The organism is Pseudomonas sp. P129, assembly GCF_020312195.1.
GTDB lineage: Bacteria > Pseudomonadota > Gammaproteobacteria > Pseudomonadales > Pseudomonadaceae > Aquipseudomonas > Aquipseudomonas fragariae.
The window spans coordinates 770,743-796,610 of the sequence record NZ_JAGPYS010000002.1 but is presented as its reverse complement, the minus strand read 5'-3'; the positions used below and the strand labels follow the sequence as shown (position 1 = coordinate 796,610).

At 61.7% G+C, this 25,868-nt stretch carries 23 protein-coding genes; 13 read left to right on the top strand and 10 right to left on the bottom strand.

Features of this window, described 5'->3' with window-relative positions:
• From phnL to phnP, 4 genes are read left to right on the top strand one after another with little or no spacing between them, the layout of a single operon-like run.
• Window positions 1–717: a phosphonate C-P lyase system protein PhnL gene (gene phnL, locus KBY02_RS08680; RefSeq protein ID WP_003403602.1), complete on the top strand. Its 717-nt coding sequence runs from the start codon at window positions 1–3 to the stop codon at window positions 715–717.
• Window positions 711–1,856, top strand: coding sequence for an alpha-D-ribose 1-methylphosphonate 5-triphosphate diphosphatase (locus KBY02_RS08675; RefSeq protein WP_103753991.1), 1,146 nt, complete (start codon window positions 711–713; stop codon window positions 1,854–1,856). Before phnL ends, KBY02_RS08675 begins: the two co-directional genes overlap by 7 nt.
• The gene (gene phnN, locus KBY02_RS08670) at window positions 1,856–2,422 is read left to right on the top strand and encodes a phosphonate metabolism protein/1,5-bisphosphokinase (PRPP-forming) PhnN (RefSeq protein WP_225650180.1); all 567 of its coding nucleotides are present in this window, start codon (window positions 1,856–1,858) and stop codon (window positions 2,420–2,422) included. Before KBY02_RS08675 ends, phnN begins: the two co-directional genes overlap by 1 nt.
• Window positions 2,413–3,165: a phosphonate metabolism protein PhnP gene (gene phnP / locus KBY02_RS08665; RefSeq protein ID WP_225650173.1), complete on the top strand. Its 753-nt coding sequence runs from the start codon at window positions 2,413–2,415 to the stop codon at window positions 3,163–3,165. Before phnN ends, phnP begins: the two co-directional genes overlap by 10 nt.
• A gap of 9 nt (window positions 3,166–3,174) precedes the next feature.
• Here the strand turns inward: phnP and KBY02_RS08660 are convergent, their stop codons facing one another.
• From KBY02_RS08660 to KBY02_RS08625, 8 genes are all read right to left on the bottom strand, one after another.
• Window positions 3,175–4,698: an amidase gene (locus KBY02_RS08660; RefSeq protein ID WP_225650172.1), complete on the bottom strand. Its 1,524-nt coding sequence runs from the start codon at window positions 4,696–4,698 to the stop codon at window positions 3,175–3,177.
• A gap of 118 nt (window positions 4,699–4,816) precedes the next feature.
• A complete protein-coding gene (locus tag KBY02_RS08655) occupies window positions 4,817–5,968 on the bottom strand; it encodes a M20 family metallopeptidase (RefSeq protein ID WP_225650170.1) in 1,152 nt (383 codons plus the stop codon).
• Window positions 5,965–7,392, bottom strand: coding sequence for a M20 family metallopeptidase (locus KBY02_RS08650; protein WP_024638430.1), 1,428 nt, complete (start codon window positions 7,390–7,392; stop codon window positions 5,965–5,967). Before KBY02_RS08650 ends, KBY02_RS08655 begins: the two co-directional genes overlap by 4 nt.
• The gene (locus KBY02_RS08645) at window positions 7,389–8,411 is read right to left on the bottom strand and encodes an ABC transporter ATP-binding protein (RefSeq protein ID WP_225650168.1); all 1,023 of its coding nucleotides are present in this window, start codon (window positions 8,409–8,411) and stop codon (window positions 7,389–7,391) included. Before KBY02_RS08645 ends, KBY02_RS08650 begins: the two co-directional genes overlap by 4 nt.
• The gene (locus KBY02_RS08640) at window positions 8,408–9,409 is read right to left on the bottom strand and encodes an ABC transporter ATP-binding protein (protein WP_225650166.1); all 1,002 of its coding nucleotides are present in this window, start codon (window positions 9,407–9,409) and stop codon (window positions 8,408–8,410) included. Before KBY02_RS08640 ends, KBY02_RS08645 begins: the two co-directional genes overlap by 4 nt.
• Window positions 9,410–9,425: 16 nt before the next feature.
• Window positions 9,426–10,334, bottom strand: a complete 909-nt coding sequence (locus tag KBY02_RS08635; protein WP_003408073.1) for an ABC transporter permease — start codon at window positions 10,332–10,334, stop codon at window positions 9,426–9,428.
• An 8-nt stretch (window positions 10,335–10,342) separates the two neighbouring features.
• Window positions 10,343–11,260, bottom strand: coding sequence for an ABC transporter permease (locus KBY02_RS08630; RefSeq protein WP_003348343.1), 918 nt, complete (start codon window positions 11,258–11,260; stop codon window positions 10,343–10,345).
• 102 nt (window positions 11,261–11,362) lie between these two features.
• Window positions 11,363–12,883: an ABC transporter substrate-binding protein gene (locus KBY02_RS08625; RefSeq protein ID WP_011267554.1), complete on the bottom strand. Its 1,521-nt coding sequence runs from the start codon at window positions 12,881–12,883 to the stop codon at window positions 11,363–11,365.
• A gap of 206 nt (window positions 12,884–13,089) precedes the next feature.
• Between KBY02_RS08625 and KBY02_RS08620 the strand changes: the two genes are divergently transcribed.
• The 4 genes from KBY02_RS08620 to KBY02_RS08605 all read left to right on the top strand — a co-directional run bounded on the left by KBY02_RS08620 (window position 13,090) and on the right by KBY02_RS08605 (window position 17,028).
• Complete coding sequence (locus KBY02_RS08620) at window positions 13,090–13,998, top strand: LysR substrate-binding domain-containing protein (RefSeq protein ID WP_003408081.1); 909 nt, start codon at window positions 13,090–13,092, stop codon at window positions 13,996–13,998.
• Between the two features lie 174 nt (window positions 13,999–14,172).
• Window positions 14,173–15,078, top strand: a complete 906-nt coding sequence (gene folE2 / locus KBY02_RS08615) for a GTP cyclohydrolase FolE2 (protein ID WP_003408083.1) — start codon at window positions 14,173–14,175, stop codon at window positions 15,076–15,078.
• A gap of 11 nt (window positions 15,079–15,089) precedes the next feature.
• A complete protein-coding gene (locus KBY02_RS08610; protein WP_003408086.1) occupies window positions 15,090–15,650 on the top strand; it encodes a carbonate dehydratase in 561 nt (186 codons plus the stop codon).
• Between the two features lie 211 nt (window positions 15,651–15,861).
• On the top strand, window positions 15,862–17,028 hold the full coding sequence (locus tag KBY02_RS08605) for a DUF1624 domain-containing protein (RefSeq protein WP_003408090.1): 1,167 nt from the start codon (window positions 15,862–15,864) through the stop codon (window positions 17,026–17,028).
• A gap of 48 nt (window positions 17,029–17,076) precedes the next feature.
• Here the strand turns inward: KBY02_RS08605 and KBY02_RS08600 are convergent, their stop codons facing one another.
• Window positions 17,077–17,682: a helix-turn-helix domain-containing protein gene (locus tag KBY02_RS08600; protein ID WP_003348330.1), complete on the bottom strand. Its 606-nt coding sequence runs from the start codon at window positions 17,680–17,682 to the stop codon at window positions 17,077–17,079.
• Between the two features lie 289 nt (window positions 17,683–17,971).
• Between KBY02_RS08600 and glnT the strand changes: the two genes are divergently transcribed.
• The 5 genes from glnT to KBY02_RS08575 all read left to right on the top strand — a co-directional run bounded on the left by glnT (window position 17,972) and on the right by KBY02_RS08575 (window position 24,152).
• Window positions 17,972–19,306: a type III glutamate--ammonia ligase gene (gene glnT / locus KBY02_RS08595; protein ID WP_060400698.1), complete on the top strand. Its 1,335-nt coding sequence runs from the start codon at window positions 17,972–17,974 to the stop codon at window positions 19,304–19,306.
• Window positions 19,307–19,456: 150 nt separating this feature from the next.
• Window positions 19,457–20,377, top strand: coding sequence for a class II glutamine amidotransferase (locus tag KBY02_RS08590; RefSeq protein WP_003408100.1), 921 nt, complete (start codon window positions 19,457–19,459; stop codon window positions 20,375–20,377).
• The gene (locus KBY02_RS08585) at window positions 20,374–21,057 is read left to right on the top strand and encodes a protein glxC (RefSeq protein WP_003367221.1); all 684 of its coding nucleotides are present in this window, start codon (window positions 20,374–20,376) and stop codon (window positions 21,055–21,057) included. The genes KBY02_RS08590 and KBY02_RS08585 overlap by 4 nt, the downstream gene beginning before the upstream one ends.
• Before the next feature lie 15 nt (window positions 21,058–21,072).
• Window positions 21,073–22,413, top strand: coding sequence for an FMN-binding glutamate synthase family protein (locus KBY02_RS08580; RefSeq protein ID WP_010434814.1), 1,341 nt, complete (start codon window positions 21,073–21,075; stop codon window positions 22,411–22,413).
• Between the two features lie 413 nt (window positions 22,414–22,826).
• Window positions 22,827–24,152: an ammonium transporter gene (locus tag KBY02_RS08575; protein ID WP_024660483.1), complete on the top strand. Its 1,326-nt coding sequence runs from the start codon at window positions 22,827–22,829 to the stop codon at window positions 24,150–24,152.
• A 546-nt stretch (window positions 24,153–24,698) separates the two neighbouring features.
• Here the strand turns inward: KBY02_RS08575 and KBY02_RS08570 are convergent.
• Entirely contained in the window at window positions 24,699–25,736 is a 1,038-nt protein-coding gene (locus tag KBY02_RS08570; protein WP_011267558.1) for an LLM class flavin-dependent oxidoreductase, read from the bottom strand.
• Window positions 25,737–25,868: the final 132 nt, after the last annotated feature.

The following is a 25,868-nucleotide window of genomic DNA, read 5'->3' as shown; positions in this document are numbered from 1 at the left end:
ATGACAACGTTGATCGAGGTCCGTGACCTGTCGAAAACCTTCACCCTGCATCAGCACAACGGTGTAGTCCTCAATGTACTGCGCGGCCTGAATTTCTCGGTGCGCGCCGGCGAATGCCTGGTGCTCAGCGGGCAATCCGGCGCGGGCAAAAGCACGCTGCTGCGCACCCTGTACGGCAATTACCTGCCTGCCGCCGGCAGCATTCGCGTGCAGCATGAAGGCGAGTGGACCGAACTGGTCGGCGCAACCCCGCGCCAGGTGCTTGAGGTGCGACGCAAGACGCTCGGCTACGTCAGCCAGTTCCTGCGCGTGATCCCGCGTGTGTCCAGCCTGGACGTGGTCATGGAACCGGCCCTGGCGCGCGGCTGGTCCCGTGAGCAGGCGCAGGAGCGCGCGCAACTGCTGCTGGGGCGGCTGAACATTCCGCAGCGTTTGTGGCCGCTGGCGCCCAGTACGTTTTCCGGTGGCGAACAGCAGCGCATCAACATCGCGCGCGCATTCATGGTGCCATGGCCGGTGCTGTTGCTCGACGAACCGACTGCGTCGCTGGACGACGCCAACCGCCGGGTGGTGCTGGAGCTGGTCGACGAGGCCAAACAGGCCGGTGCCGCCCTGATCGGTATCTTCCATGACCGCGACGCCCGCGAGGCAGTCGCCAATCGTCAACTCGACATGACCCCGGTGGACCTCACCGCCAAGGAGTTGCTGCAATGCTGAACGAACAGGTTTTCAGTAACGCCCGCGTGGTGACGGCCGAGCAGGTATTCACCGGCACTGTGGTGGTCCGTGACGGCCTGATTGCCGAGGTCGAGAGTGGATGCAGCCAGTTGAGTCAGGCTCAGGACATGCAGGGCGATTACCTGCTGCCGGGGCTGGTGGAATTGCACACCGACAACCTCGAAAAGCACCTGTCGCCGCGTCCGGGCGTTGACTGGCCGTCGATGTCCGCGGTGATCAGCCACGATGCGCAAATCGTCGCAGCGGGCATCACCACGGTGTTCGACGCGCTGTCGATCGGCGACATCAACCCCAAAGGCAAGCGCATGCAACAATTGCCCGCCATGCTGCAGGCGATTGCCGACGCCAACGCGGCAGGCATGACCCGCGCCGAGCACCTGCTGCACCTGCGCTGCGAGGTCAGCCACCCGGATACCTTGAGCGTGTTTCGCGATCTGGTGGACCAGCCACTGGTGCAACTGGTCTCGGTGATGGACCACGCGCCCGGCCAGCGTCAGTTTGCCCTGGAGTCCAAGTACCGCGAGTACTACATGGGCAAGTACCACATGAACAACGAGGAAATGGACCGTTTCATCGTTGAACAGGTGGCCAACTCCAACGAGTACGCCGACCGTTACCGGCGTGCGATCGTCGAGCTGTGCCTGGCGCGCGGCCTGTCGATTGCCAGTCACGACGATGCAACCATGGCGCATGTCGAGGAGTCGGCGGGTTTCGGCATGAACATCGCCGAGTTCCCGACCACGCTCGAAGCGGCCCGTGGCTGTCGGCAACTGGGCATGAGCGTGTTGATGGGCGCACCGAACATCGTGCGCGGCGGCTCGCACTCCGGTAACGTGGCGGCAGCATCGCTGGCCACGGACGGGCTGCTGGATATTCTGTCCAGCGATTACTACCCGGCCAGCCTGTTGCAGGCTGCATTCATGCTCGCCGCTCAGGACAACGCATGTGACCTGCCGCAGGCGGTCAACATGGTCAGCCGCACGCCTGCCGTGGCTGCCGGCTTGGCGGATCGTGGTGAAATCCGGGTCGGGCTGCGTGCTGATCTGATCCAGGCGCGTGATCATGCTGGCCTGCCGGTTATCGACAAGGTCTGGCGACAAGGCAAGAGGGTGTTTTGATGGTTGGCAGGTTGATCTATCTCATCGGGCCGTCCGGATCAGGCAAGGACAGCCTGCTGGACGCGGCCCGGGATACCTTGGCGCAACGTGATTGCCGGATCGTTCGGCGGGTCATCACCCGTTCCGCCGAAGCGGTGGGCGAGGCGGCGCAGGCGGTGACTGTCGACCAGTTCGAGCAGATGCGCGAGCGAGGCGCGTTCGCCCTGAGCTGGCAGGCCAATGGTCTGCACTACGGCATTCCCGTCGAGATCGATCAGTGGCTGCTGGAAGGCCATGACGTCCTGATCAACGGCTCCCGGGCGCATCTGCAGAAGGCGCAGGCGCGCTATCCCACGCTGCTGGCGGTGTTGCTTATCGTCAATCAGGAGGTGTTGCGCAAGCGCCTGCTGGCGCGCAACCGGGAAAGCCTCGCGGAAATCGAGGAGCGCCTTGCGCGCAACTCGCGCTTTGCCGGAGATTTGCTGGCGAGCAACCCGCAGGTCTTCCCGCTGGATAATTCCGCTGACCTGCAACACACCGTTGCCACGCTGCTCGGCCTGCTCGACAAGCGTCACGCATGCGCCTGACCCTGTTGGGCACCGGTGACGCCCGGCAGGTGCCGGTCTACGGTTGTCAGTGTGTGGCGTGTGCTGCCGCGCGGACCAATCATGATCTGCGCCGCTTGCCGTGCAGCGCGCTGATCGAGTGCGCCGACCAGCGCTGGTTGATCGACAGTGGCCTGACCGACCTCACCGAGCGTTTCCCGCCGCGCAGCCTGAGCGGGATTCTGCAGACGCATTACCACGCCGACCATGCGCAGGGGCTGTTGCACCTGCGCTGGGGCCAGGGGCTGGTGATTCCGGTGCACGGCCCGGCGGATCCGGAAGGCCTGGCCGACCTCTACAAGCACCCTGGCATTCTGGATTTCAGCCAGCCATTCGCGGCTTTCGAACGCCGTGCACTGGGCGCGTTGCAGGTCACAGCGCTGCCACTGACGCACTCAAAGCCTACGTTCGGCTACCTGTTCGAAGGTGACGGGCAACGTTTTGCCTACCTGACCGACACCGTCGGCCTGCCCGACGACACCCGCGAGTACCTGCAACGTGCACCGCTGGATCTGCTGGTGCTCGACTGCTCGATGCCTCCACAGCCTCAGCCGCCGCGTAATCACAACGACCTGACCCTGGCGCTGCAAACCATCGAGTGGCTAAGACCGGGCAGGGCGGTGCTGACGCACGTCGGCCATACGCTGGATGCGTGGTTGATGGAGCACTCCAAACAGTTGCCGGGCAATGTAGTGGTGGGGAGGGATGGTATGACGGCGGTCTGAGCGACGTCTTCACATCGCCCCGATCTCCGGCTTGCCCGTTCTCGACCCGCCATAAATCGGCGGATGCGTGACGATGTGGGTCAGGTCGACCGCCGAGGCCAGCAGTTTCTGCAGGTCGGGACGCGGACGTGACAGGCGTGGATCATTCAGTGTTGCCTGCTCGATCGCTGCAGCGCAGGCCAGCAGTTTCGCATCGCCACGAAATCCGCCGATCACCTGCAGCCCGAACGGCATGCCGTTGTGGTCGGTGCCGCAGGGCAGGGACAGCGCCGGGTTGGTGGTCAGGGTGATGGTGTAGCACAGCGCCAGCCAGCGATAGTAATTGTCCAGCGGCACGCCGTTGACTTCGCGCAGGTACAGCTCGCTCCAGGGGAAGGGCGAGACTGGCGTGGTGGGCGCGAGGATCAGGTCGTAGTGTTCGAATTGTTTCTGAAAGCCGCGAAAGATCCGGCTTTGCTCGCCATGCGCCTTGACGCAGTCCTGCAGCGACATCGCGGCACCCATGTCGAAATTGGCGCGGGTGTTGGGCCCCAGTGCATCAGGATCGCGGTCGTGAGCGTCCTGCAGCCCGGCGACGAAGGCTTCGGCACGCAGGACGTCGAAGGTGCGATGGGCGCTGGTCAGGTTCAGGTCGATGGCTTCGCAGGACTTGAACAGCGATTTCAGGGCGCTGATCTTTTCCCGAAAGACGGCACGGATTCTGTCATCCACAGCACACGCGCCGAAGTCTTCGCTGTAGCCGACGCGCAACTGGCTGAGGTCGATCGGGCGGGGTGCGAACTCGTCGGCGGCGATGGTATAACTCAACGGGTCGGACTGCCCCAACCCGGCGCTGGCGCGCAGTTGCAGCAGGGTATCGGCAACATTGCGGCCCATGGGGCCTACCACTGAAATCGGTGTCCAGCCGAGCTTTTTGCGCTCACTCGGCACCAGCCCGGGCGAAGGACGCAGGCCGACGATACCGCACAGCGCCGCGGGAATGCGCAGCGAACCGCCGGTGTCCGAGCCGCTGCACAACGGCACCATGTCCACGGCCAGTGCGGCGGCTGATCCGCCCGAGGAACCGCCGGCATTCAGCTCGGGATTGAACGGGTTACCGGTCGCGCCCCACACCACATTGCGGGTATTGGCGCCTGCGCCCAGCTCCGGAACATTGGTCTTGCCGACCATTATTGCCCCGGCCGCACGCAGGCGCGCGACGAACAGGTTGTCCTGCGCGGGAATGTTGTCGCGAAACAGTTGCGAGCCGTAGGTGGTGAGGACCCCGGCGGTTTCTTCCAGGTCCTTGATGCCGATTGGCAGGCCATGCAGCAGCCCCAGCGGCTTGCCTTGCATAACGTCCTGTTCGGCCAGCAGTGCCTCGTCGCGGGCGCGCTCGAAACAGGTTGCGGCGAAGGCATTGATCTTCGGGTTCAGGCTTTCAATCCGCTCGATACAGGCGTCCAGCAACTCCACCGGAGAGAGCTGTTTGTTGCCGATCAGCGCACGCAGTTCGGTGGCGGATTTACCGAGCAGCTCGGACGAGTTTTGCATGGAGTGTTCCTCGCTGGACTTAGGTATAACGCTGTGTGCGGAGTATGGGTACGATACTGGCCCGAATGTTCATCGTTCCGCACGCTCCGCGTGGGAATGCAGTTCGTGACGCTCTGCGTCACACGTCCCCCAGCGCCAGAATCGTCGCGACCAGTGCCTGGCCTCTGGGCACCAAGGTGTTCAGTTCCAGGTACTCGCGGTCGGTGTGGACCTTGCCGCCCACCGGGCCAAGGCCGCACAGGGTCGGGATCCCCAGGCTGGCGGTGAAGCCCGAGTCGGCGCAGCCTCCGGTGAATTCGCCCTCAACGCTAAAACCCAGCTCCTGCGCGAGGCCCTGATAAATACTCAGCAACTCGGTACTGTGCCGGGCTTCCATCGGCAGGAAGGTGGTGGCTTCCAGCAGTCTGGCCGACGTGCCGGACAGTTCCTCTTCGGCGACGATAGCCTGCACGGCTGCAAGTATTTCCGCCCATTGGCGAAGCTCGACAAAACGCACGTCGAGCATCGCCGTGGCGCTGGGCGCTACCGTATTGCTGGAGGTACCGCCGGAGATCAGCCCGACATTGGTGGTGATGCCCGCCGCGTAATCAGTCAACGCATGCAACTTGATTATCTTGTGCGCCAGCGCCTGAATGGCGCTGGCGCCGTCGGCATGATTGACCCCTGAATGCGCCGCGCGGCCGCTGACTTCGATGATCAGCGTGGCACCGCCTTTGCGCGCGCTGACCACATTGCCACTGGCGCGTCCCGGCTCGGGGTTGAGCACCGCGCGCGCCTGGCGGGCGTAGTGTTCGATGTGATTGCGAGCGCTGGCGGAGCCGATTTCCTCGTCGCCGGTATACAGAATCTGCACCGGGAACGGCAGCGGGCCTGCGCGCTTCAACGCCTTCAGCGCAAAGCAGTTGAGCACCAGTCCGCCTTTCATGTCGGCCACGCCAGGGCCGTAGGCCAGCTCGGCGTCCCTGGTATAGCCGCGGGTGGACGTGGTGCCTTTCGGAAACACCGTGTCGCGGTGCCCAAGCAACAGCACCGGCTTGCCGGGTCCACCGGGCAGTTCAGCTAGCAGCACATCGCCGAAACCCTCGACCGGGATACGCTGGACGCTGATTCCGTCAGCCTGCAATTGCGCGCAGAGCAGCTCACCGACTGCGTCGACGCCGACCTTGTCATAACTGTTGGAATCGGTATCGACCAGGCGCTGCAGCAGCGCTTCCATCGCCTCATATTGCTCAGCCAGCCACGCAGTGGCGTGCAGTTGTGCTTCATTCATTCACTCAGCTCCTGTGCCCGTTGTTCCCGGGTCAGTCGTGCGCCGTCCGTGCCCAGGTCCCAGAACAGTCCGGCCATGATTTGCAGGCTCTCCTTGACCACCGGAGCCAGCAAGTGCTCGTCAGGTGCATGCTGCGAGCACGCCGGGTATGAGTGTGGCACCCAGACCGTCGGCAGGCCCAGCACTTCAGCGAACACGTCATTGGGCAGCGAACCGCCCAGATTGGGCAGCAGCGCAGGTTTCTTGCCCGTGGTGGCGGCCAGCGAATCCAGCGCCCAGCCGACCCACGGGCTGTCCGGCGACAGGCGCGTGGCGTGCATCACGTCCATGCGGGTCTGCCTGACCTCGACGCGATCGAAGCCATGGGCATCCAGGTGCGCGCGCACCGCGGGGATGAAGGCGTTGTAATCGCTGTCGACCACAAAGCGAATGTGACACAACGCGTGAGCCTTGCCGGGAATGGCGTGTACCGGGGCGTCCGGGTTGCCGGTCTTGAAAGCGAGCACGTCGAGGGTGTTCCAGCCGAAGACTTTTTCGCTGAGCGACAGCGCCGGGTTGCCCCAGTCGGCGTCGATGTCCGGGTCGCCGGGGCCGCCGCCGACCTCGATATCCGCCAACGCGGCCTTCACTGCGTCAGGGATGGCTTTGGGCATCAGCCCTGCAACTTTCACCCGGCCATGCTCATCGACCATGCTGGCGATGGCATTGGCCAGAATGATGCCCGGGTTAGCCAGCAGGCCGCCCCAATTGCCGGAATGGTGCGCGCCTTCGCGCAGGTTCACCGTCAGCTCGAAGTTGAACACCCCGCGCGAGCCGAGAAACAGGGTAGGGCGTGCCGCTGCGAGGCGCGGGCCATCGGAGGCGATAAAGATGTCGGCGGCGAGCTCTTCAGAATGGGCCTGGCAGAACGCGCTCAGGCCGGGAGAGCCATCTTCTTCGCCCATTTCCAGAAGCAGTTTGACGTTGAAGCCCAGCTTGCCATCGCGAGCCTTGAGGGTCTGCTCCAGTGCCGTCAGGTTGATCAGGTGCTGGCCCTTGTTGTCGGCGGTGCCGCGCCCGTACCAGCGCTCGCCACGTTCGATCACCTGCCATGGCGACAGGCCGGTCTGCCACTGTGCGTCATAGCCGCGAACCACGTCGCCGTGGCCGTAACTGAGCAGCGTCGGCAGTTCAGCGGCTTCGATGCGCGTGGCGATCATCAGCGGGCCACGCCCGGCGACCGGGTTGTCATGCACGGTAACGCTGAAACCCAGGCGCTCGACATGCGGGGTGATGAACTCATGAAGATAACGATACAGCTCGGGCAGGCTCTCGGCCTCCTGGCTCTGGGTCGGGTAGGCAACGCTTTTGCCGAGCAGGGCGAAAAACGCGCCGTTGTCGAACTGTTCAGTGACGTTTTCGATGGCGTGCGAACGGCTACTCATGAGGGTATCTGCTCCAGAGGTTTCGAGGTGTCGTGCAGGTGGCAGCGAACGGTTCCGCCTTCCATGCGGCCAATGGCCGGGGCTTTTTCCTTGCACACCGGCATGCACGCCGGGCAGCGCGGATGAAAGGCGCAGCCGGACGGCGGCGACATGGGATTGGGAAAGGTCCCGTGCAAACCCAGGTCGGGAATGCCCAGGTGCGGGTCCGGGGTCAGCACCGAGTCCAGTAACGCCTGGGTGTAGGGATGGCCGGGCCGGGCGAACAAGGATTCGCGGCTGCGCTCTTCAACGATCCGCCCCAGGTACATGACCGCCACGCGGTCGGCCAGATGTTCGATGACGGCCAGGTTGTGGCTGATCAGCAGGTAAGTCAGGCCGAACTCCTGCTTGAGGTCCTGCAACAGATTGAGGATCTGCGCCTGCACCGAAACGTCCAGCGCCGAAGTCGGTTCGTCACAGATCAACACATCCGGACGCATCACCAGCGCCCGGGCAATCGCCACACGCTGGCGCTGGCCACCGGAAAGCTGGCTCGGGTAACTGTCGATCACGCGTTTGGGCAAGCCGACCACGTCCATCATCGCTTCGGCGCGCTGGCGACGTTCGGCCGGGGTGCCGATGCCATGCACGATCAGCGGCAGCGTGACGATCTCGCGCAGGGTCTTGCGCGGGTTGAGTGACGAGTAGGGGTCCTGAAAGATCGGCTGAATGCGCCGCGCCATCTCATTGCGGTCGGTGCCGGCGAGGTGCTTGCCGTTGACCAGTACGTCGCCGCTGCTGGGCGCAAGCAGCCCCAGCAGCATCTTCGCCAGGGTACTTTTACCGCAACCCGATTCGCCGACCAGCCCGAGTGTTTCGCCGCGCATCAGGCGCAACGACACACCATCGACGGCTTTGAGCGTGGCATCGGGTTTGAAAAAACCACGACTGATGCTGAATTCGCGGCGTATATCGCACAGCTCCAGCGCAATGTCTTTCTTGACGCTGGCAGTCGGAACCTGTTTCACGGCGGTATTCATGACGGTACGCCCTCACGGTGAAACACAGGTTCGGCGCCCGCTGCGGCAAACAGGCAGCGAGTCATGTGGTTGTGGCTATTGATCGGCGGGACGTCGTCGGCGCAGGCCCGGATCGCCTGCGGGCAGCGATTGCGAAATGCGCAGCCGTGTTGCTCGCCCACCAGACTGGGCACCAGCCCTGGAATCGACCCCAGCGGCTGGCCCGGCTGAGTGCGTCCGGGGATCGGGATGCTCGCCAGCAAACCGCGGGTATAGGGATGTTGCGGGTTCTCGAACAACTCGATGGCCGGGGCGGTCTCGACGATCTGTCCGGCGTACATCACCGCAACCCGGTCGGCGATACGTGCCACCAGCCCCAGGTCATGGGTGATGAAGATCACGGCCAGACCCAGCTCCTTCTGAATGTCGCGGATCAGGCGCAGGATCTGCGCCTGAATGGTCACGTCCAGCGCGGTGGTCGGTTCGTCGGCGATGATCACGTCCGGTTCGCACATCAGGGCCATGGCGATGATCACCCGCTGGCGCAGGCCGCCGGACAATTGGTGCGGATACTGGCGCAAGCGCTCGCCCGCGTTGCTGATCCCGACTTTCTCGAGCATTTGCGCGGCGCGCTGCAGGGCCTCCTTGCGCGACACCTTGCGATGTCGGGTGAGCACTTCGCTGAGCTGATCGCCAATGCTGTAGGCCGGGTTCAGCGAGGTCATGGGCTCCTGAAAGATCATCGCCAGACGGTTGCCGCGCAGGTCGCACATCTGCCGCTCGCTCTGGCTCAGCATGTCGATGCCGTCCAGGCTCAGTGTCGTTGCGGTACGCCGGGCCTTGCGCGGCAGCAGGTCCATGAGCGCCAGCGAAGTCAGGGATTTGCCGCAGCCGGACTCGCCGACGATGCACAGCATTTCGCCGCGCTCGACCTGAAAGTCCAGGCCGCGCACTGCGTGAAGCGTGTCTTGCCCGAGAGGAATCTCGACACGCAGGTTTTCAACATGTAACAGCGCCATGTGCGTATCTCCTCTGTCAGTTGCGCCCGTCGGGCAGGATCAGGTCGCGCAGGCCGTCACCGACCAGGTTGATGCCCAGCACCAGCACCATCAGGGCGACGCCGGGGATGGCGATGACCCAAGGGGAAAAGAACATGTACGGTTTGCCCTCGGCGATCATCAGCCCCCATGAAGGAATGGGCGGCTGCACGCCGACCCCGAGAAACGACAGGGCAGATTCGAGGAGGATCGCGTGAGCCATTTCCAGCGTAGCGACGACGATCAGTGCACCGACCAGATTGGGCAGGATTTCACTGGCCAGAATGCGCAGCGTCGAACAGCCCAATGCCTGGGCCGAGGCGACGTATTCAGCGTCGCGAATCTGCTGCACGGCAGCGCGGACCACCACGGCAAAGCGGTCCCAGAGCAGGCAGCCAAGCAACACGATCACCACTTTCAGCGAGCCACCGATCAAGGATGCCGAGGCCAGCGCGATCATCACCACCGGCATCGCCAGGCGGGTGGTGATCAGGTAGCTGATCAGTGCATCGGTCTTGCCGCCAAAGTAGCCGGCCAACAGGCCCATGATGGTGCCGATGATCCCGGAGATCAGCGCGGCCGAGAAGCCGATGAACAACGAGATGCGTGCGCCGTAGAGCAGGCGCGACAGGTAATCGCGGCCCAGTTTGTCGGTGCCCAGCACGTAGTCCCAGGTGCCGTTGGCCATCCACACCGGCGGTTTCATGCGCAGCATCACGTCCTGCGCATAAGGGTCGTAGGGTGCCAGCCAGGGCGCGAATAGCGCGCCAAGCAGGATGACCAGCAGCAGTACCGCGCCGATGGCGAAGCCGCGATGCGCAAAGCTGCTGCGTAACGTGCGCCAGACGCTGCGCGCCGGAGGCTGGTAATCGTTGATCAGCAGCGGCGATGAGGTGGTTGTGCTCATGGGGCCTCCTATTTCACGCGGATGCGCGGGTCGAGCAGTGCGTTGAGCACGTCGGCCAGCAGGGTGAGGACGATGTAGATCACCGCGATCAACAGCACGACCGCCTGCACCACCGGGAAGTCGTCACGGGCAATCGCGTCCCAGGCCAGCTGGCCAATGCCCTGCAGCGAGAAAACCGTCTCGATGACCACCGAACCGCCGAGCATGAAACCGAATTCCACGGCGGCGAGGGCCACCACCGGAATCAGCGCGTTGCGCAGCGCATGCTTGAACAGCACGGTGGCAGGGCGCAGGCCCTTGGCTCGTGCGGTGCGGATGTAATCGGAGTTGAGCACGTCGAGCATGCCCGCACGGGTCAGGCGCATGATCGCCGGCGTGGCGTAATAACCGAGGGCGATGGCCGGCATCACGAAGTGCGCCCAGGTCGAATTGCCGGATACCGGCAGCCATTTCAGGGTGACCGAAAACACCACGATCAGCATCAGTGCGAACCAGAAACTCGGCATGGCCTGACCCAGTACTGCGATGCTCAGTGCCAGGCGATCAATCCACGTGTCACGTTTCACCGCGGCCAGCACGCCCAGCGGAATGGCGATCAGCAGCGCAATACTCAGGGCCATCGCACCCAGCCCGAGGGTGATCGACAGCCGTGAGGCGATCAGGTTGTAGACCGACTCCTGAAAGAAGAACGAGTCGCCCAGATCAAGACGTACCACGTCGGCCAGCCATTCGAAATACTGCGTAACCAACGGCTTGTTGAGGCCGTACTGCACGCGGATCTGTTCGATCTGCTCGCTGCTGGCTTCCGGGCCACCGATGGCAGTGGCCAGATCGCCGGACAGGTGCAGCAGGGAAAAGCTGATCACCGACACGGTAATCGCTACGCACAGGGCAATACCCAGGCGGCGCAAGAGAAATCCGAACATGGCAAGTGACCTTGTGTTCAGGGAATGACGGGGTGGCGGACCCTGCTGCAAGGCGCGGCATGCGCCTTACAGCCAGGCTGGCCGACTGGCCTGGGCAAGCGCTTATTTCCAGCTCGACAGTACGAAGCGCGGCAGCTCGTCCGGGTAAGGCTTGAAGTTCAGGTCCGAGACGTAGGCGTAGTTCATCGAGTAGTTGAACAGCGGCGCCCAGTAGGCCTGCTCGCTGATGCGCTGCAACGCCTTGCGGTAGTTGTCCTTGCGCACCTGCGGGTCCAGCGCGTTGTCGGCGGTCTGCAGCCAGCCCTGGACTTGCGGGTCCTTGATGTTGTCGTCGGGGTTGCCCTTGAACCAGGTACCGGCCGACGCCGAGGTGTCGAGGATCGAGAACGATCCCCACGCCTGGAACGACATCGGTACCTTGCCGCCGCGCTGCTGATCACGCAGGGCGGCGTATTTCAGGTAGCGCAGCTTGGCGTTGATGCCCACGGCGCGCAGGTTGCCGATGATGGCTTCCACGTAGTCGCGGTCGCGGTAAGCGAAGATTTCGGTTTCAAAGCCGTTCGGGTAGCCGGCTTCGGCGAGCAGCGCCTTGGCCTTTGCCGGGTCGTAGTTGTAGACCGTGGCGGCGGTGGTGTCACAACCGAACTGGCCAGGGTAGCAGGCGACTTGCAACGGCTTGCTTTCGCCGCCGACCAGTTGCGAAGCCAGCCCGTCCCGATTGATCGCGTAGTTGATCGCCTGACGTACTTTCAGGTGCTTCATCGGTGAATCGGCGCTGGAGGTGCCGCGCGCGTCGAGAATCAGAAAGCCGATGCGCATGGTCGCACCGCTGGTGACCACCAGGTTGGGCATGGCCTTGAGGTTTTCCGCCTGATCCGGCGCCACCCGCCAGGTCCAGTCGACGCCACCGGTCATCAGCTCGGCTAGGCGCGTTTCGGCATCGGCGATCACCCGAAAGTTGATGTGCCCGATCTTTGGCTGACCTTGCGGGCTGTCCTTGAAGTAGTCCGGGTTCTTGTCCATTTTCACGCCTTCGCCGGTGGCGATGGCCGTTACCTTGTAAGGCCCGGTGCCGATCGGTTTACGGCTGAAGCCTGCCAGCCCGACTTCTTCGAAATATTTTTTCGGAAACATCGGTACGGCGTTGGAGAGGTATTCCAGCGCAGGCGGGAAGGGCTTTTTCAGGTGCAGACGAACACTGTAATCGCCCAGCTTTTCGGCGCTCTTGATCCAGTCGACGTTTTGGACGGTGACCACCTTGGACTCGGGGGACACCACATAATTGAGGGTGAACACCACGTCATCTGCAGTGAACGGGTCGCCGTTGTGAAACTTCACGCCCTGGCGCAGCTGGAAGTCGATGGTCGTATCGTCGACCTGTTTCCAGCTGGTGGCGAGCATCGGTTGGTACTCGCCATTGTCCGGGTTGCGATAGACCAGGTTGTCCCAGATCAGGCGACCGAGGATCACGCCTTCGCGCAAGTCGTTGTGATAGGGGCTGATGTTTTCCGGTTCGCTGTCGGAGGCGTAGACCAGTGTGTCGTCAGCCTTGCCGGCCAGGACGGAGAAACTGCTGAACAGGCTCAATAGCGCGATGCTGCGAGCGAAACCCTTGATTCCCATGCCGTCGTCTCCAAAAGGCAAAGTGGATGTATCAAAGGGCAGTGGGTCGCAAATGCGAGAAGGAGGAAGCAACAAGGCCGCAGTGTTCTTTTGATTGGGTTGTTTTGATGAGTTGCGCCTCGACACGACTCTAGGCAAAGCGTATCAATGCCACAAGCACAATATTTCGAACCTTTCATTGCTGAAAAGGCAACGCAGGAGCATCGATGCAACTCTACGGCGTACAGTCCACGGCCTTGCGCTACTTCCTCGAAGTGGCGCGGTGCGGATCGATCAGCGAAGCCTCGATCCGCCTCAATGTCGCGTCTTCGGCGGTCAGTCGACAGATCAGCAAACTGGAGCGGGAACTGGATGCGGTGCTTTTCGAGCGTCAGGCGCGCGGCATGATGCTCAGCGAGGCGGGCGTCCGCCTGGCGGCCTATGCGCGCAAATCACAGCTTGAGGCCGAGCAGGTGGTGCTGGAGATCACCGAGTTGCAGGGCTTGCAGCGTGGGCATGTGCGCATCGCCTGCTCGGAGGGCTTTGCCCTGGACTTTCTGCCGCAGTGCATTGCGCGCTTTCGGCGACAGTATCAGGGCATCCATTTCTCGATGGAGGTCTGTGCCCCGGCGCAGGCCACCGAACGGGTGCGCTCGGGTGATGCAGACCTGTGCCTGACCTTCAGCCTGACGCCGCAGAACGAAATCAAGGTCGAGCACATCCACAGCGGCGCGATCTGCGCAGTGGTCAGTCATAACCATCCGCTGGCCGCACGCAAGGAGGTCACGCTGGCCGAATTGCAACCTTATGCCATCGCCCTGACCAATACCGACACGACCTTGCGCCAGTTGTTTGATATCTGTTGCGGTGTGCAAGGTCTGCTGTTCGATCCGGTGCTGACCAGCAATTACATCGGTGCCTTGCTGCGGTTTGTTCGGGAGGAGGGCGGAATCAGCCTGTCCAGCGAGATGACGCTGGACAAACGCGCCCATGAAAAACAGCTCAAATCGCTGCCGATCAGTGACGATGGCATGAAGGCACGGCGTATCGAGTTGCAAAGCATGGCCGGGCGCAACCTGCCGGCGGCAGTCGCGGCCTTTCGCGATTTCCTGATCGAGGAGCTGGCAAAGACCTGAGCCGCAGGCGGTAGTGCGGGAGCGCTGTGTGGAGTGAGTAACCTTTGGTTGATGAAGTTGGCGAGCTTAATGTTATAGTGTAACGAATTTATGGTTTTGCACTGTACTGCTGTGAACCGCCAACTTCAGGCTTCGCCCGCGTGGTGAAGTTCGCCAACGAGACGAACGACGCACATGAACAAACCTCTCCCGGATGTTGCCCTGACGGAAATTTCCCCGGCGCTGGTGTCACTCGACTGGGTCGGCATGCAAGGTGTGGAAGTGCCGATCAGACTGGCCGAAGCGAGCATTCGTCATCCTGTTCACGCGCACGTCGATCTGCAGGTCGATCTGGCCGACCCGAGCGTCAAGGGCATCCATATGTCGCGACTCTATCGGCTGCTCGACGGCTATGCCGAGCGCCAGATCGTCAGCCCCGATACGCTGGCTGCCTTGCTGGAAGCCATGGTCGAGAGTCACCTCGACTGCCATTCCAGTCACGCCCGGTTGACGCTGAGCTTCAATCTGCTGTGCCGTCGACCGGCGTTGATTACCGAAGGGCTCAGCGGCTGGAAATCCTACCCCGTGAAGCTCGATGCCACCTGGCATGCCGGTCGGCTGTGCCTCGACAGTTCGGTGGATATCACCTACTCGTCCACCTGCCCGTGCTCGGCCGCACTGTCTCGCCAATTGCTGGAAGAGGCATTTGCGGCGCGCTTCGGCAGGCAGTCGTTTGTCGATCCGATGCAGGTCGCGACCTGGCTGCGCGAGAACGCATCGTTCGCCACGCCGCACAGCCAGCGCAGCGTTGCGACGGTGCAGGTACGGGTGGCAGAGCAGGCGGCCGAACTGGGCTTGATGACGCTGATCGACCTGGTAGAGCAGGCGCTGGGCACCCCGGTGCAAACCGCCGTCAAGCGTGCCGACGAACAGGCCTTTGCGCGGCTCAACGGCCAGAACCTGATGTACGTCGAAGACGCCGCACGCAAGGTCCAGCAAGCACTCGAAGGCCGCTATGCAGCTTCTAGCGTCAGTGTCCGTCACTTTGAAAGCCTGCATCCGCACGATGCAGCCGCCCAGACTTCCAACTACCTGTCCTGAGGTTTCATTCCGTGATCCGTAAAAATCCTTCCGGCCATCTGCCGGTCATTGCCGAGTCCGCCTACATCGATAAAACCGCGATCATCTGCGGCAAGGTGATCATCAAGGACAACGTGTTTGTCGGCCCCTACGCCGTGATCCGCGCCGACGAAGTCGATGCCACCGGGGACATGGAACCGATCGTCATCGGTGCCAATTCCAACATCCAGGATGGCGTGGTGATCCATTCGAAATCAGGTGCTGCAGTCACCATCGGCGAGTTCACCTCGATTGCCCACCGCTCTATCGTGCACGGACCTTGCATAGTCGGAGATCGCGTGTTCATCGGTTTCAATAGCGTGCTGTTCAATTGCCAGGTCGGCAAGGGCAGCGTGGTCAGGCACAATTCGGTGGTCGACGGTCGCGATTTGCCGGAGCACTTCTATGTGCCGTCCACCACCCGGATCGGGTCGGGCACTGACCTTTCGCAATTTCCGCCGGTGAGCATTTCGGCTTCGGAATTTTCCGAAGATGTGGCGCGCACCAACATTGATCTGGTACGCGGCTACAAGGCGCTTCAAAACGAGTTTTGAAGCGCTGCGCGCCAGCGGCAAGCGGCAAGTTATAAGCTGCAAGCTAGAGGCTAAAAGCTTGAAGCTTTCCACTTGCAGCTTGCAGCTTGCAGCTTGCAGCTTGCAGCTTGCAGCTTGCAGCTTGCAGCTTGCAGCTTGCAGCTTGCAGCTTGCAGCTTGCAGCTTGCAGCTACAAGCCATTAGCCCCCCCATCACGGACCTTGGACTTTTCATGACAACAGCTGTTCACCCCCCTCGAGCGCCGGCATCCCGGCTTCGCTCAATCGATGCTCTGCGCGGGCTGATTATTCTTTTCATGTTGCTGGACCATGTGCGGGAAACCTTCTTTCTGCACCGTCAGGTGCTGGACCCTATGGACATCACGGCCACCGAGCCTGAGCTGTTCTTCAGCCGCACGCTGGCGCATTTGTGTGCGCCATTGTTCGTGCTGCTTACCGGGCTTTCCGCGTACCTCTACGGCGAGAAATACCAGGGCAGAAGCGACGTGTCGGCGTTCCTGCTCAAGCGCGGGCTGTTTCTGATCGCGCTGGAATTCACCCTGGTGAGCTTCGCCTGGACCTTCGAGTTCCCGCCAACCGTCATCTACCTGCAAGTGATCTGGGCCATCGGCCTGAGCATGGTGGCGCTGTCGCTAATGGTGTTCCTGCCGCGCTGGGCGCTGGTGGTCATCGGTGTGGTGATCATTGCCGGACACAACCTGCTGGACACGCTGCATTTCGGCGTCGAGTCGGCCATGCACATCCCATGGGCGATTCTGCATGATCGCGGCTGGATCGAGGTGTCGGACAACCTGCGTTTCCGTACCTCATACCCGCTTTTGCCGTGGATCGGAATCATTGCGCTGGGCTACGCTGCCGGGCCATGGTTTGTCTCCGGTTTCGATGCCGCAACGCGTCAGGCGAAACTCTGGACCTGGGGCCTGGGTGCGCTGGCGGGTTTCGTGATTCTGCGCATGATCAACGGCTACGGCGAAAAGCCGTGGAGTGTTGGCGAGACCGGCCTGCAAACCGTCATGAGCTTTTTCAACATCACCAAATACCCGCCATCGTTGCTGTTCATCAGCCTGACGCTGGGGATCGGCATGCTGATCCTGATCGGGTTCGAGCGCAGTCAGGAGAAAAGCTGGTTGCGGCCGTTGGTAGTACTCGGTTCAGCACCGATGTTTTTCTACCTGCTGCACCTGTACGTGCTGAAGATTCTGTACCTGATCGCTCTGGCCATCTGGGGCGCGAATCAGGGCAAATACTTCGGCTTTGACCACATGTGGGGCGTCTGGCTGACCTCGGTGGTACTGGCTGTTCTGCTGTTCCCGGCGGTGCGCTGGTTCGCCGCGCTCAAGGCCCGGCGTCGGGATATCAGCTGGCTGAAGTACTTCTAGTCCCCGCAACAGCGGTGCGCCTGCTGGCGTACCGCTTCTCGCCTGGCGTCAGTCTCCGTGCGCCCCGTAATTCATGATCGACAGCAGTTTGATCGGCACCTGCACCAGTTGCTCGGGGCCATGGGGGATGTCGCCGTCGAAGGTCAGGCTGTCACCGGCCTGCATCGGATACAGCTGGTTGCCGTGGCGGTAGATCAGTTCGCCTTCCAGCAGGTGCAGAAACTCCGTGCCGGGGTGTGAAAAGGTCGGAAACTCTTCGCTGGCATCGTCCATCGTCACCATGTACGCCTCGAAACTCTTCTTCGGCCCACGGGTATGGTTGAGCAGGTGATAGGTGTGGCCTTTCTCGGTGCCGCGCCTCACCACTTCGAGTCCTTCATCGGCCTTGACCAGCAGGGCGCTGCTGCCTTGCTGGTCGTACTGGCTGAACAGTTTGGACATGGGCATGCCCAGCACGTCGCACAGGCGGCTGAGGTTGTCGAGGCTGGTCGAGACCTGCGCGTTCTCGATCTTGCTCAGCATGCCCTGGCTGATACCGGCGATGCGCGCCACGTCGGCGAGCTTCAGTTCCTGAGCCTGGCGCTGACGCTTGATCTGAATGCCCAGGTACTGCTCGAGCTTCAACTTCGGATGCGGTTCGGTCGGCATATTCATCGGCTTTGCACGGTTTCCGTTCAATAAATTTTATTTCGCACTGGGAATGTGCATTTCGATGCGGCCGTGGTGTGGCCGGGTTGCAGATTATTCCCAGAGGGAAAACGAGTTTCCCATATAAACAGCCGAATTACCCCTCCTGAGTGGCTTCGTTCGATTGGCATACCAAACTGGCAAGCGCCTTGCATTCCTAAAGAGAAAGTAACTTTCCTACTCGGAATATATCCAGAAAGGCAGTGAACAGCGGTCCTTCCCTGAAACGTTTTGCTTTTGCCAGGAGACACGTCCCATGTTGCCACCCGAAACACAGCGTCTGATCGAACAGCACGGCATCAAGTACGTACTGGCTCAGTTCGTCGACATTCATGGTTCGGCCAAGACCAAATCGGTTCCTGTGACAGGTCTGGAAATGGTTGCAGAGGACGGTGCCGGCTTTGCCGGTTTCGCGATTTGCGGCATGGGCATGGAGCCTCATGGGCCGGACTTCATGGCCAGGGGCGACCTGTCGTCGCTGACACCGGTGCCATGGCAGCCGGGCTATGGACGGGTGGTGTGCATCGGCCATGTGGATGGCAAACCCTGGCCCTATGACAGCCGCTATGTGCTGCAGCAGCAGGTCGAACGCCTCAGCCAGCGTGGCTGGACCCTCAATACCGGCCTGGAGCCCGAGTTCAGCCTGTTCAAGCGCGACGTCACCGGCAGCCTGCAGATGGTCGATGCCAGCGATAACCTCGACAAGCCTTGCTACGACTACAAGGGGCTGTCGCGCTCTCGCGAGTTTCTCGAGCGCCTGACCGAAGCATTGCAGCCGGTGGGTTTCGACATCTATCAGATCGATCATGAAGACGCCAACGGCCAGTTCGAGATCAATTACACCTACAGTGACGCCATGGAATCGGCTGACCGTTTCACCTTCTTCCGCATGGCCGCCGGAGAGATCGCCAATGACATGGGCATGATCTGCTCGTTCATGCCCAAGCCCGATCCCAAACGGGCCGGCAATGGCATGCACTTTCACTTGTCGATCGCCAGTGTCAGTAACAAGAACCTGTTCCACGATGCCAGCGATCCGAGCGGCATGGGGTTGTCGACGCTGGCCTATCACTTCGCTGCGGGCCTGCTGGCTCACGGGCCTGCGCTGTGCGCCTTTGCGGCACCCACGGTCAACTCCTACAAACGCCTGGTGGTCGGCAATTCACTGTCGGGCGCCACTTGGGCCCCGGCGTTTATTGCCTTCGGCGCCAACAACCGCTCGGCGATGGTGCGCGTGCCCTATGGCCGCCTGGAGTTTCGTCTGCCCGACGCCGGTTGCAATCCGTATCTGGTCAGCGCCGCAATCATTGCCGCAGGGCTGGACGGTATCGACCGGCAACTGGAAATCGATCACGTCTGCAACGAGAACCTTTACAAATTGAGCCTCGAAGAGATTGCCGCACGGGGCATCAAGACCCTGCCGCAGTCGCTCAACGAAGCCTGCGACGCGCTGCAGGCCGACCCGTTGTTTGCCGAAGTGCTGGGCAGCGAGATTGTCGATGAATTCATCCGCCTCAAGCGCATGGAGTGGGTGGAGTACAGCCGCCACGTGAGCGATTGGGAAGTGAAGCGCTATATCGAATTTTTCTAGCGGCAAGCTTCAGAGAGCAGCTGCAAGTTTCAAGCGGCAAGCTGCAAGAGGAAGCTGGATTGCGGCGTATTTGATTTCTCTGTCTATGCGGTTGGTTTTAGCTTGCAGCTTGCAGCTAAAAGCTTGCCGCTCCCGAACAAGGTGAGGCGTATGTGCGGAATCGTTGGTTTGTATCTGAAAAACCCGGCGCTGGAGTCGCAACTCGGCAAGTTGTTCGAGCCGATGCTCGAAGCCATGACCGACCGCGGACCGGACAGTGCCGGGTTCGCCATCTATGGCGATGAAGTGGCGCAGGGCTGGGTCAAGCTGACCTTGCAGGCCACCAGCGAACAGTATGATTTCACGGCGCTGATTGCGGCGCTGCAAGACAGGTTGAGCGCGCAGCTGGACTGGTTTCAGAACGCCAGCGCCGTGGTCTTGAAGATTCAGGCAGAAGAAGCCCCGGTGCGCGCTGCGCTGGCGGAACTGGCACCGAGCGTGCGCATCATGAGTGCCGGGCAGAGCATCGAGATCCTCAAGGGCATGGGCCTGCCGCGGGAGATTTCCGAACGCTTCGGTCTGGCGTCCATGAAAGGCAGTCACATCATCGGCCACACGCGCATGGCCACCGAAAGCGCCGTGACCATGGAAGGCAGTCACCCGTTCTCCACGGGCTCCGACCTGTGCCTGGTGCACAACGGCTCGCTGTCCAATCACTTTCGTCTGCGCCAGAACCTGCGCCGCGAAGGCATTCACTTCGAGACCGACAACGACACTGAAGTGGCCGCCGGTTATCTGGCCTGGCGTCTGCAACAGGGCGACAGCCTGCAACAGGCGCTCGACAAGTCGCTTGAAGACCTCGATGGCTTCTTTACCTTCGCCATCGGCACACGCAATGGCTTTGCGGTGATTCGCGACCCGATCGCCTGCAAACCGGCGATCCTTGCCGAAACCGATGACTACGTCGCCATGGCCTCGGAATATCAGGCGCTGTCCAGCCTGCCGGGGATCGAAAACGCCAGGGTCTGGGAACCGGTCCCGGCCACCATGTACATCTGGGAACGCGAGCCAGCCGAGGGAGCACGCCCATGAAAACCGTCGATCTTTCCAGCGCCACCGTGCGTGATCTCAATCAGGCCCTGCACGATCAGGTCAAGGAACTGCAGGACCGCGAATGGCTGGTCACGCATCCCGATGGCGCGCACAACCTGGCGGTCGGCGTCAACGAAGCCATCTCCATCGATATCCAGGGCCACGCGGGTTACTACTGCGCGGGGATGAACCAGAAAGCGTCGATCACCGTGCACGGCAACGTCGGTGTCGGCTGCGCGGAAAACATGATGTCCGGCGCTGTGCGGGTCAAGGGCAGCGCCTCGCAGGCAGCCGGCGCAACGGCACACGGTGGCTTGCTGGTGATTGAAGGCGATGCCGGGGCGCGCTGCGGGATTTCCATGAAAGGCATCGACATCGTGGTCGGCGGCAGCATCGGCCACATGAGCTGCTTCATGGGCCAGGCCGGTCGGCTGGTGGTCTGCGGCGACGCCGGCGATGCGCTGGGCGACTCGCTGTATGAAACGCGGATCTACGTCAAAGGCAAGGTCGAGTCACTGGGCTCCGACTGCATCGCCAAGGAGATGCGTGAAGAGCATCTGCAGGAGCTGCAGGAATTGCTCAATCGCGCGGGCTTCAACGAGAAGGCAGCGGATTTCAAACGCTACGGCTCGGCCCGTCAGCTGTACAACTTCAAAGTCGATAACGCCTCCGCGTACTGATCCAGGAGCATTACCATGAGCGACCCTATCAGCCACAAACCTGCTCCAGTCCTGCGCGAGTCGGCCACCTTCGATCGCCTGACCATTCAGGAAATCCAGCGTGCTGCGGAAACCGGCATCTACGACATTCGCGGTGGCGGCACCAAGCGCAAGCTGCCGCATTTCGACGACCTGTTGCTGCTCGGTGCCAGCGTGTCGCGCTACCCGCTGGAAGGCTATCGCGAGAAATGCGGCACCGACGTGGTGCTCGGCAATCGTTTTGCCAAGAAGCCGTTGTACCTGAAAATCCCGATAACCATTGCCGGCATGAGCTTCGGCGCGTTGTCGGCCAACGCCAAGGAAGCACTGGGCCGTGGCGCAACCATCGCGGGCACCAGCACCACCACCGGCGACGGCGGCATGACCCCGGAAGAGCGTGGCCAGTCGCAGCATCTGGTCTATCAGTACCTGCCATCGCGTTATGGCATGAACCCGGACGACCTGCGCAAGGCTGACGCGATCGAGATCGTGCTGGGGCAGGGCGCCAAGCCGGGCGGCGGTGGCATGTTGCTGGGCATGAAAGTCACCGAACGGGTGGCTGGCATGCGTACCTTGCCAGTCGGTGTCGATCAGCGTTCGGCCTGCCGTCACCCGGACTGGACCGGCCCTGACGATCTGGCGATCAAGATTGCCGAGATTCGCGAGATCACCGACTGGGAAAAACCGATCTACGTGAAGATCGGTGCCAGCCGTCCCTACTACGACGTGAAACTGGCCGTGAAAGCCGGCGCCGACGTGATCGTGCTCGACGGCATGCAGGGCGGTACGGCGGCGACTCAGGAAGTGTTCATCGAACACGTCGGCATCCCGATTCTGCCTGCCATCCCGCAAGCCGTGCAGGCGCTGCAGGAAATGGGCATGCATCGCAAGGTGCAGTTGATCGTCTCCGGTGGCATCCGCAACGGCGCCGACGTGGCCAAGGCCATGGCGCTGGGTGCCGACGCAGTGGCGATCGGCACAGCGGCCCTGATAGCACTCGGCGATAACCATCCGCGGCTCGACGAAGAACTGAGAAAGATCGGCTCGGCAGCGGGTTACTACGACGACTGGCAAAACGGCCGCGACCCGGCGGGCATCACCACCCAGGACCCGGAACTGTCCAAACGTCTTGACCCGGTCGAAGGCGGACGACGGCTGGCCAACTACCTGCGCGTACTCGTCCTCGAAGCCCAGACCATGGCCCGCGCATGCGGTAAATCACACCTGCACAACCTCGACCCGGAAGATCTGGTGGCACTGACCGTCGAGTCAGCAGCCATGGCCCGCGTGCCCCTGGCCGGGACATCGTGGATTCCGGGGTCTGGTTCTGGTTACTGACGCCATACCGGGCTTTTCGATCACGATGGCACTGACGACGCGGAGTGCGACGTCAGTGACGGGGCGAAGGAACCCGATGAAGTCGGGCCGGAAACCGGAGCGGGGATTTTGCTCACTTTGGTCCCTAAACGTGAGTCGCCGAGGGGCGAAAAGGTGACCTGAGCCAGACACCAATCCACCTGACATCACAGAACCGCTGTGTGACGCAGAGCGTCACGAAAGGCATTACCACGCGGAGCGTGGGAACGAGCGTCGCAATGTGATTTTTGATTCTGGCCGAAGGGCAGAAGCCTGGAAGCCTTTTATTTGTAGCCTCCAGGACGATGAACCCTCAAGAGGCCAAAGAGCCTCGCCTTTCTGAATAACCCTCTTTGCTGCCAGACACTTTCCATTCATTTGCGGGAGCTTTGAACATGGTCAATCGTCTACACGGCAAATCCCTTACAGCCTTACTCGCGCTCGGCGCCTTTGCCCCGATTGCGCAGGCAGCTGACGCCCCCGTTCTGAACACCGGCAGCACGGCCTGGATGGTCACCGCAGCCGTGCTGGTGCTGTTCATGTGCCTTCCGGGGCTGGCACTGTTTTACGGCGGTCTGGTACGGGCCAAGAACATGCTCTCGCTGTTCACCCAGTGTTTTGGCATTGCCGGAGTCGTGGGCGTGCTGTGGGTCATCTATGGCTACAGCATGGTGGTGGACACCAGCAACATGGTCGAAGGACAAGTGAGTTTCAATAGTTTCGTGGGCGGTCTGAGTCGTGCGTTTCTGGCCGGCATGACCCCCGACAGCCTGGTCGGCGATATCCCTGAAGGGGTATTCGTAACCTTCCAGATGACCTTCGCCATCATCACCCCGGCGCTGATTGCCGGGGCCTTCGCCGAACGCATGAAGTTCTCTGCGGCGCTGCTGTTCATGGCGCTGTGGTTCACCCTGGTGTATGCGCCGGTCGCGCACATGGTCTGGGGGGGCGCCGGCGCCTTGATGCACAACTGGGGCGTGCTGGACTTCGCTGGCGGCACCGCGGTGCACATCAATGCCGGTGTCGCGGCACTGGCGGCATGTCTGGTACTGGGCAAGCGCAAGGGTTATCAGAACACCCCGATGCCGGCGCACAACCTGAGCCTGACCATGGCCGGCGCAGCGATGCTCTGGGTCGGCTGGTTCGGTTTCAATATCGGTTCCGGTGGTGGCCTGAACGGCACGTCCGGCATCGTCATGCTCAACACGCAAGTGGGGGCGTGCGCCGGGATACTCGGCTGGATGTTCACCGAGTGGTTCAAGGTCGGCAAACCCAGCGCGCTGGGTCTGGCCAGCGGTGCATTGGCGGGTCTGGTCGGCATCACCCCGGCGTGTGCCTACGTCGGAGTCGGCGGGGCACTGGCCATCGGCGTGCTGTGCGGAGTGTCCTGCTACCTGAGCGTGACCGTGCTGAAAAAACGCCTGGGCTATGACGACAGCCTCGACGTCTTCGGCCTGCACGGCATCGGCGGCATGATCGGTGCAATACTGACCGGCGTGTTCTGCGTGCCCTCACTGGGCGGTCTGGTGCCCGATGTCAGCATGGGCGCCCAAGTGATTGCCCAGATCAAAGGCGTGCTGTTCACCACCGCCTACTGCTTCGCGGTCAGCTGGATCATCCTCAAAGCCGTGCAGGCACTGATCGGCCTGCGCGCTCACGAGTCAGTCGAAGAAATGGGCCTGGACCTGGCCGAGCACAACGAACGGGCCTACAACCATTGAGAGGGCTGCCGGCCAATGTCATGCCTTGCGCGAGGTCGCTGCATATACAAGCGCTTTTCTATCGCGATGGCACAGACGACGCAGAGTGCGACGTTAGTGACGGCTGAGTCCTGGCGCTGATCCGGGGGTAGCCTGGCAGGACGCCAGGCTAGCTGCACCGGGCCATGGATGGCCCGTTGCAGCGACCCCCGGATCAGTGACAGGGCGAAGGAACCCGACGAAGTCGGGCCGGAAACCGGAGCGAGGGGGTTTGCCTACTTTGGCCCCATCAAAGTAGGTCGCCGAGGGGCGAAAAGGTGACCTGAGTCGAATCCAAATCTACCTGACATCACAGAACCGTTGTGTGACGCAGAGCGTCACGAAATGCATTACCACGCGGAGCGTGGGAACGAGAGTCACAACGTGATTTTTGATTCTGGCAGAAGCCTGGAAGCTTTTTATTTGGAGCCTCCAGGACTTGCGCATAACGATGAGTGCAGAGCGTGTGGAGGATCAATATTGTGGTCTGAGCAGCATTTTCCTGGGCTTCTCAGGCAATCTCAACACTCAACGAAACACCGGCACCACGTGCTTGATGAACAGCTCAAGCGACTTTTTCTTCTCGGCATGCGGCAGGCTGTTGTCGCACCAGAAGCTGAACTCGTCGACACCCAACTCCTGATAGTGACGAAGGCGCGGAATGATCTCCTCCGGGGTGCCGATCATAGTGTTCTTGCGGATATTCTCCAGCTCGAACTCCGGACGTTCCTTGAATTTCTCTTCCGGGCTGGGGGCCAGAAAACCGTTGACCGGCGTCTGTTTGTTGCCGAACCAGGCGTCGAAGGTACGGTAGAACTTCGCGATGGCGGTGGCGCCCACTTTCCAGCCTTCAGGATCATCTGCGGCATGCACATGCGTGTGGCGCAATACCATCAATTGCGGGCGGCGCACTTCGGGATTGTTGGCCAGCGCGGCTTCGAACTTGTTCTTCAGGTCGACAACTTCTTCATCACCCTTCATCAATGGGGTGACCATCACGTTACAGCCGTTCTGCACGGCGAAATTGTGCGAGTCAGGGTCGCGTGCAGCGATCCACATCGGTGGCGTGCTGATCGGCTTGGGCACGGAAGTCGAGGTCGGGAATTTCCAGATGTCGCCATCGTGAGCGTAGTCACCCTGCCACAGCGCACGTACCACCGGGACCATCTCACGCAACGCCTTGCCACCTTCGGAGGCTGGCATGCCACCGGCCATGCGGTCGAACTCCACCTGATAGGCGCCGCGTGCCAGGCCGACTTCCATTCGCCCGTTGCTGATCACATCCAGCAGCGCGCATTCTCCCGCGACCCGCAATGGATGCCAGAACGGCGCAATGATGGTGCCGGCGCCCAGATGAATACGCGTGGTCCTGGCCGCCAGATAGGCCAGCAGCGGCATCGGGCTTGGCGAGATGGTGTATTCCATCGCGTGGTGTTCGCCGATCCAGACGGTGCTGAAGCCACCTTGCTCGGCCATCAGCGTCAGCTCGGTCAGGTCCTCGAAAAGCTGGCGATGACTGACACTGTCATCCCAGCGTTCCATGTGCACGAACAACGAAAACTTCATGACACTTACCTCGCTTAAATCCTGGCGCCTGCACCGGCGTGATGAGTTATTGTTGTCTGATGGTATACCGTAATACTTTCGGTGCAAGTGTTTTTTGCGCCGCTGCTCCTCGTTGCAAAATGCAACGGCAGA

Coding starts and splice junctions, on each gene's coding strand:
- phnL (WP_003403602.1), top strand. CDS start 1: ATGACAACGTTGATCGAGGTCCGTGACCTGTCGAAAACCTTCACCCTG.
- KBY02_RS08675 (WP_103753991.1), top strand. CDS start 711: ATGCTGAACGAACAGGTTTTCAGTAACGCCCGCGTGGTGACGGCCGAG.
- phnN (WP_225650180.1), top strand. CDS start 1,856: ATGGTTGGCAGGTTGATCTATCTCATCGGGCCGTCCGGATCAGGCAAG.
- phnP (WP_225650173.1), top strand. CDS start 2,413: ATGCGCCTGACCCTGTTGGGCACCGGTGACGCCCGGCAGGTGCCGGTC.
- KBY02_RS08660 (WP_225650172.1), bottom strand. CDS start 4,698: ATGCAAAACTCGTCCGAGCTGCTCGGTAAATCCGCCACCGAACTGCGT.
- KBY02_RS08655 (WP_225650170.1), bottom strand. CDS start 5,968: ATGAATGAAGCACAACTGCACGCCACTGCGTGGCTGGCTGAGCAATAT.
- KBY02_RS08650 (WP_024638430.1), bottom strand. CDS start 7,392: ATGAGTAGCCGTTCGCACGCCATCGAAAACGTCACTGAACAGTTCGAC.
- KBY02_RS08645 (WP_225650168.1), bottom strand. CDS start 8,411: ATGAATACCGCCGTGAAACAGGTTCCGACTGCCAGCGTCAAGAAAGAC.
- KBY02_RS08640 (WP_225650166.1), bottom strand. CDS start 9,409: ATGGCGCTGTTACATGTTGAAAACCTGCGTGTCGAGATTCCTCTCGGG.
- KBY02_RS08635 (WP_003408073.1), bottom strand. CDS start 10,334: ATGAGCACAACCACCTCATCGCCGCTGCTGATCAACGATTACCAGCCT.
- KBY02_RS08630 (WP_003348343.1), bottom strand. CDS start 11,260: ATGTTCGGATTTCTCTTGCGCCGCCTGGGTATTGCCCTGTGCGTAGCG.
- KBY02_RS08625 (WP_011267554.1), bottom strand. CDS start 12,883: ATGGGAATCAAGGGTTTCGCTCGCAGCATCGCGCTATTGAGCCTGTTC.
- KBY02_RS08620 (WP_003408081.1), top strand. CDS start 13,090: ATGCAACTCTACGGCGTACAGTCCACGGCCTTGCGCTACTTCCTCGAA.
- folE2 (WP_003408083.1), top strand. CDS start 14,173: ATGAACAAACCTCTCCCGGATGTTGCCCTGACGGAAATTTCCCCGGCG.
- KBY02_RS08605 (WP_003408090.1), top strand. CDS start 15,862: ATGACAACAGCTGTTCACCCCCCTCGAGCGCCGGCATCCCGGCTTCGC.
- KBY02_RS08600 (WP_003348330.1), bottom strand. CDS start 17,682: ATGAATATGCCGACCGAACCGCATCCGAAGTTGAAGCTCGAGCAGTAC.
- glnT (WP_060400698.1), top strand. CDS start 17,972: ATGTTGCCACCCGAAACACAGCGTCTGATCGAACAGCACGGCATCAAG.
- KBY02_RS08590 (WP_003408100.1), top strand. CDS start 19,457: ATGTGCGGAATCGTTGGTTTGTATCTGAAAAACCCGGCGCTGGAGTCG.
- KBY02_RS08585 (WP_003367221.1), top strand. CDS start 20,374: ATGAAAACCGTCGATCTTTCCAGCGCCACCGTGCGTGATCTCAATCAG.
- KBY02_RS08580 (WP_010434814.1), top strand. CDS start 21,073: ATGAGCGACCCTATCAGCCACAAACCTGCTCCAGTCCTGCGCGAGTCG.
- KBY02_RS08575 (WP_024660483.1), top strand. CDS start 22,827: ATGGTCAATCGTCTACACGGCAAATCCCTTACAGCCTTACTCGCGCTC.
- KBY02_RS08570 (WP_011267558.1), bottom strand. CDS start 25,736: ATGAAGTTTTCGTTGTTCGTGCACATGGAACGCTGGGATGACAGTGTC.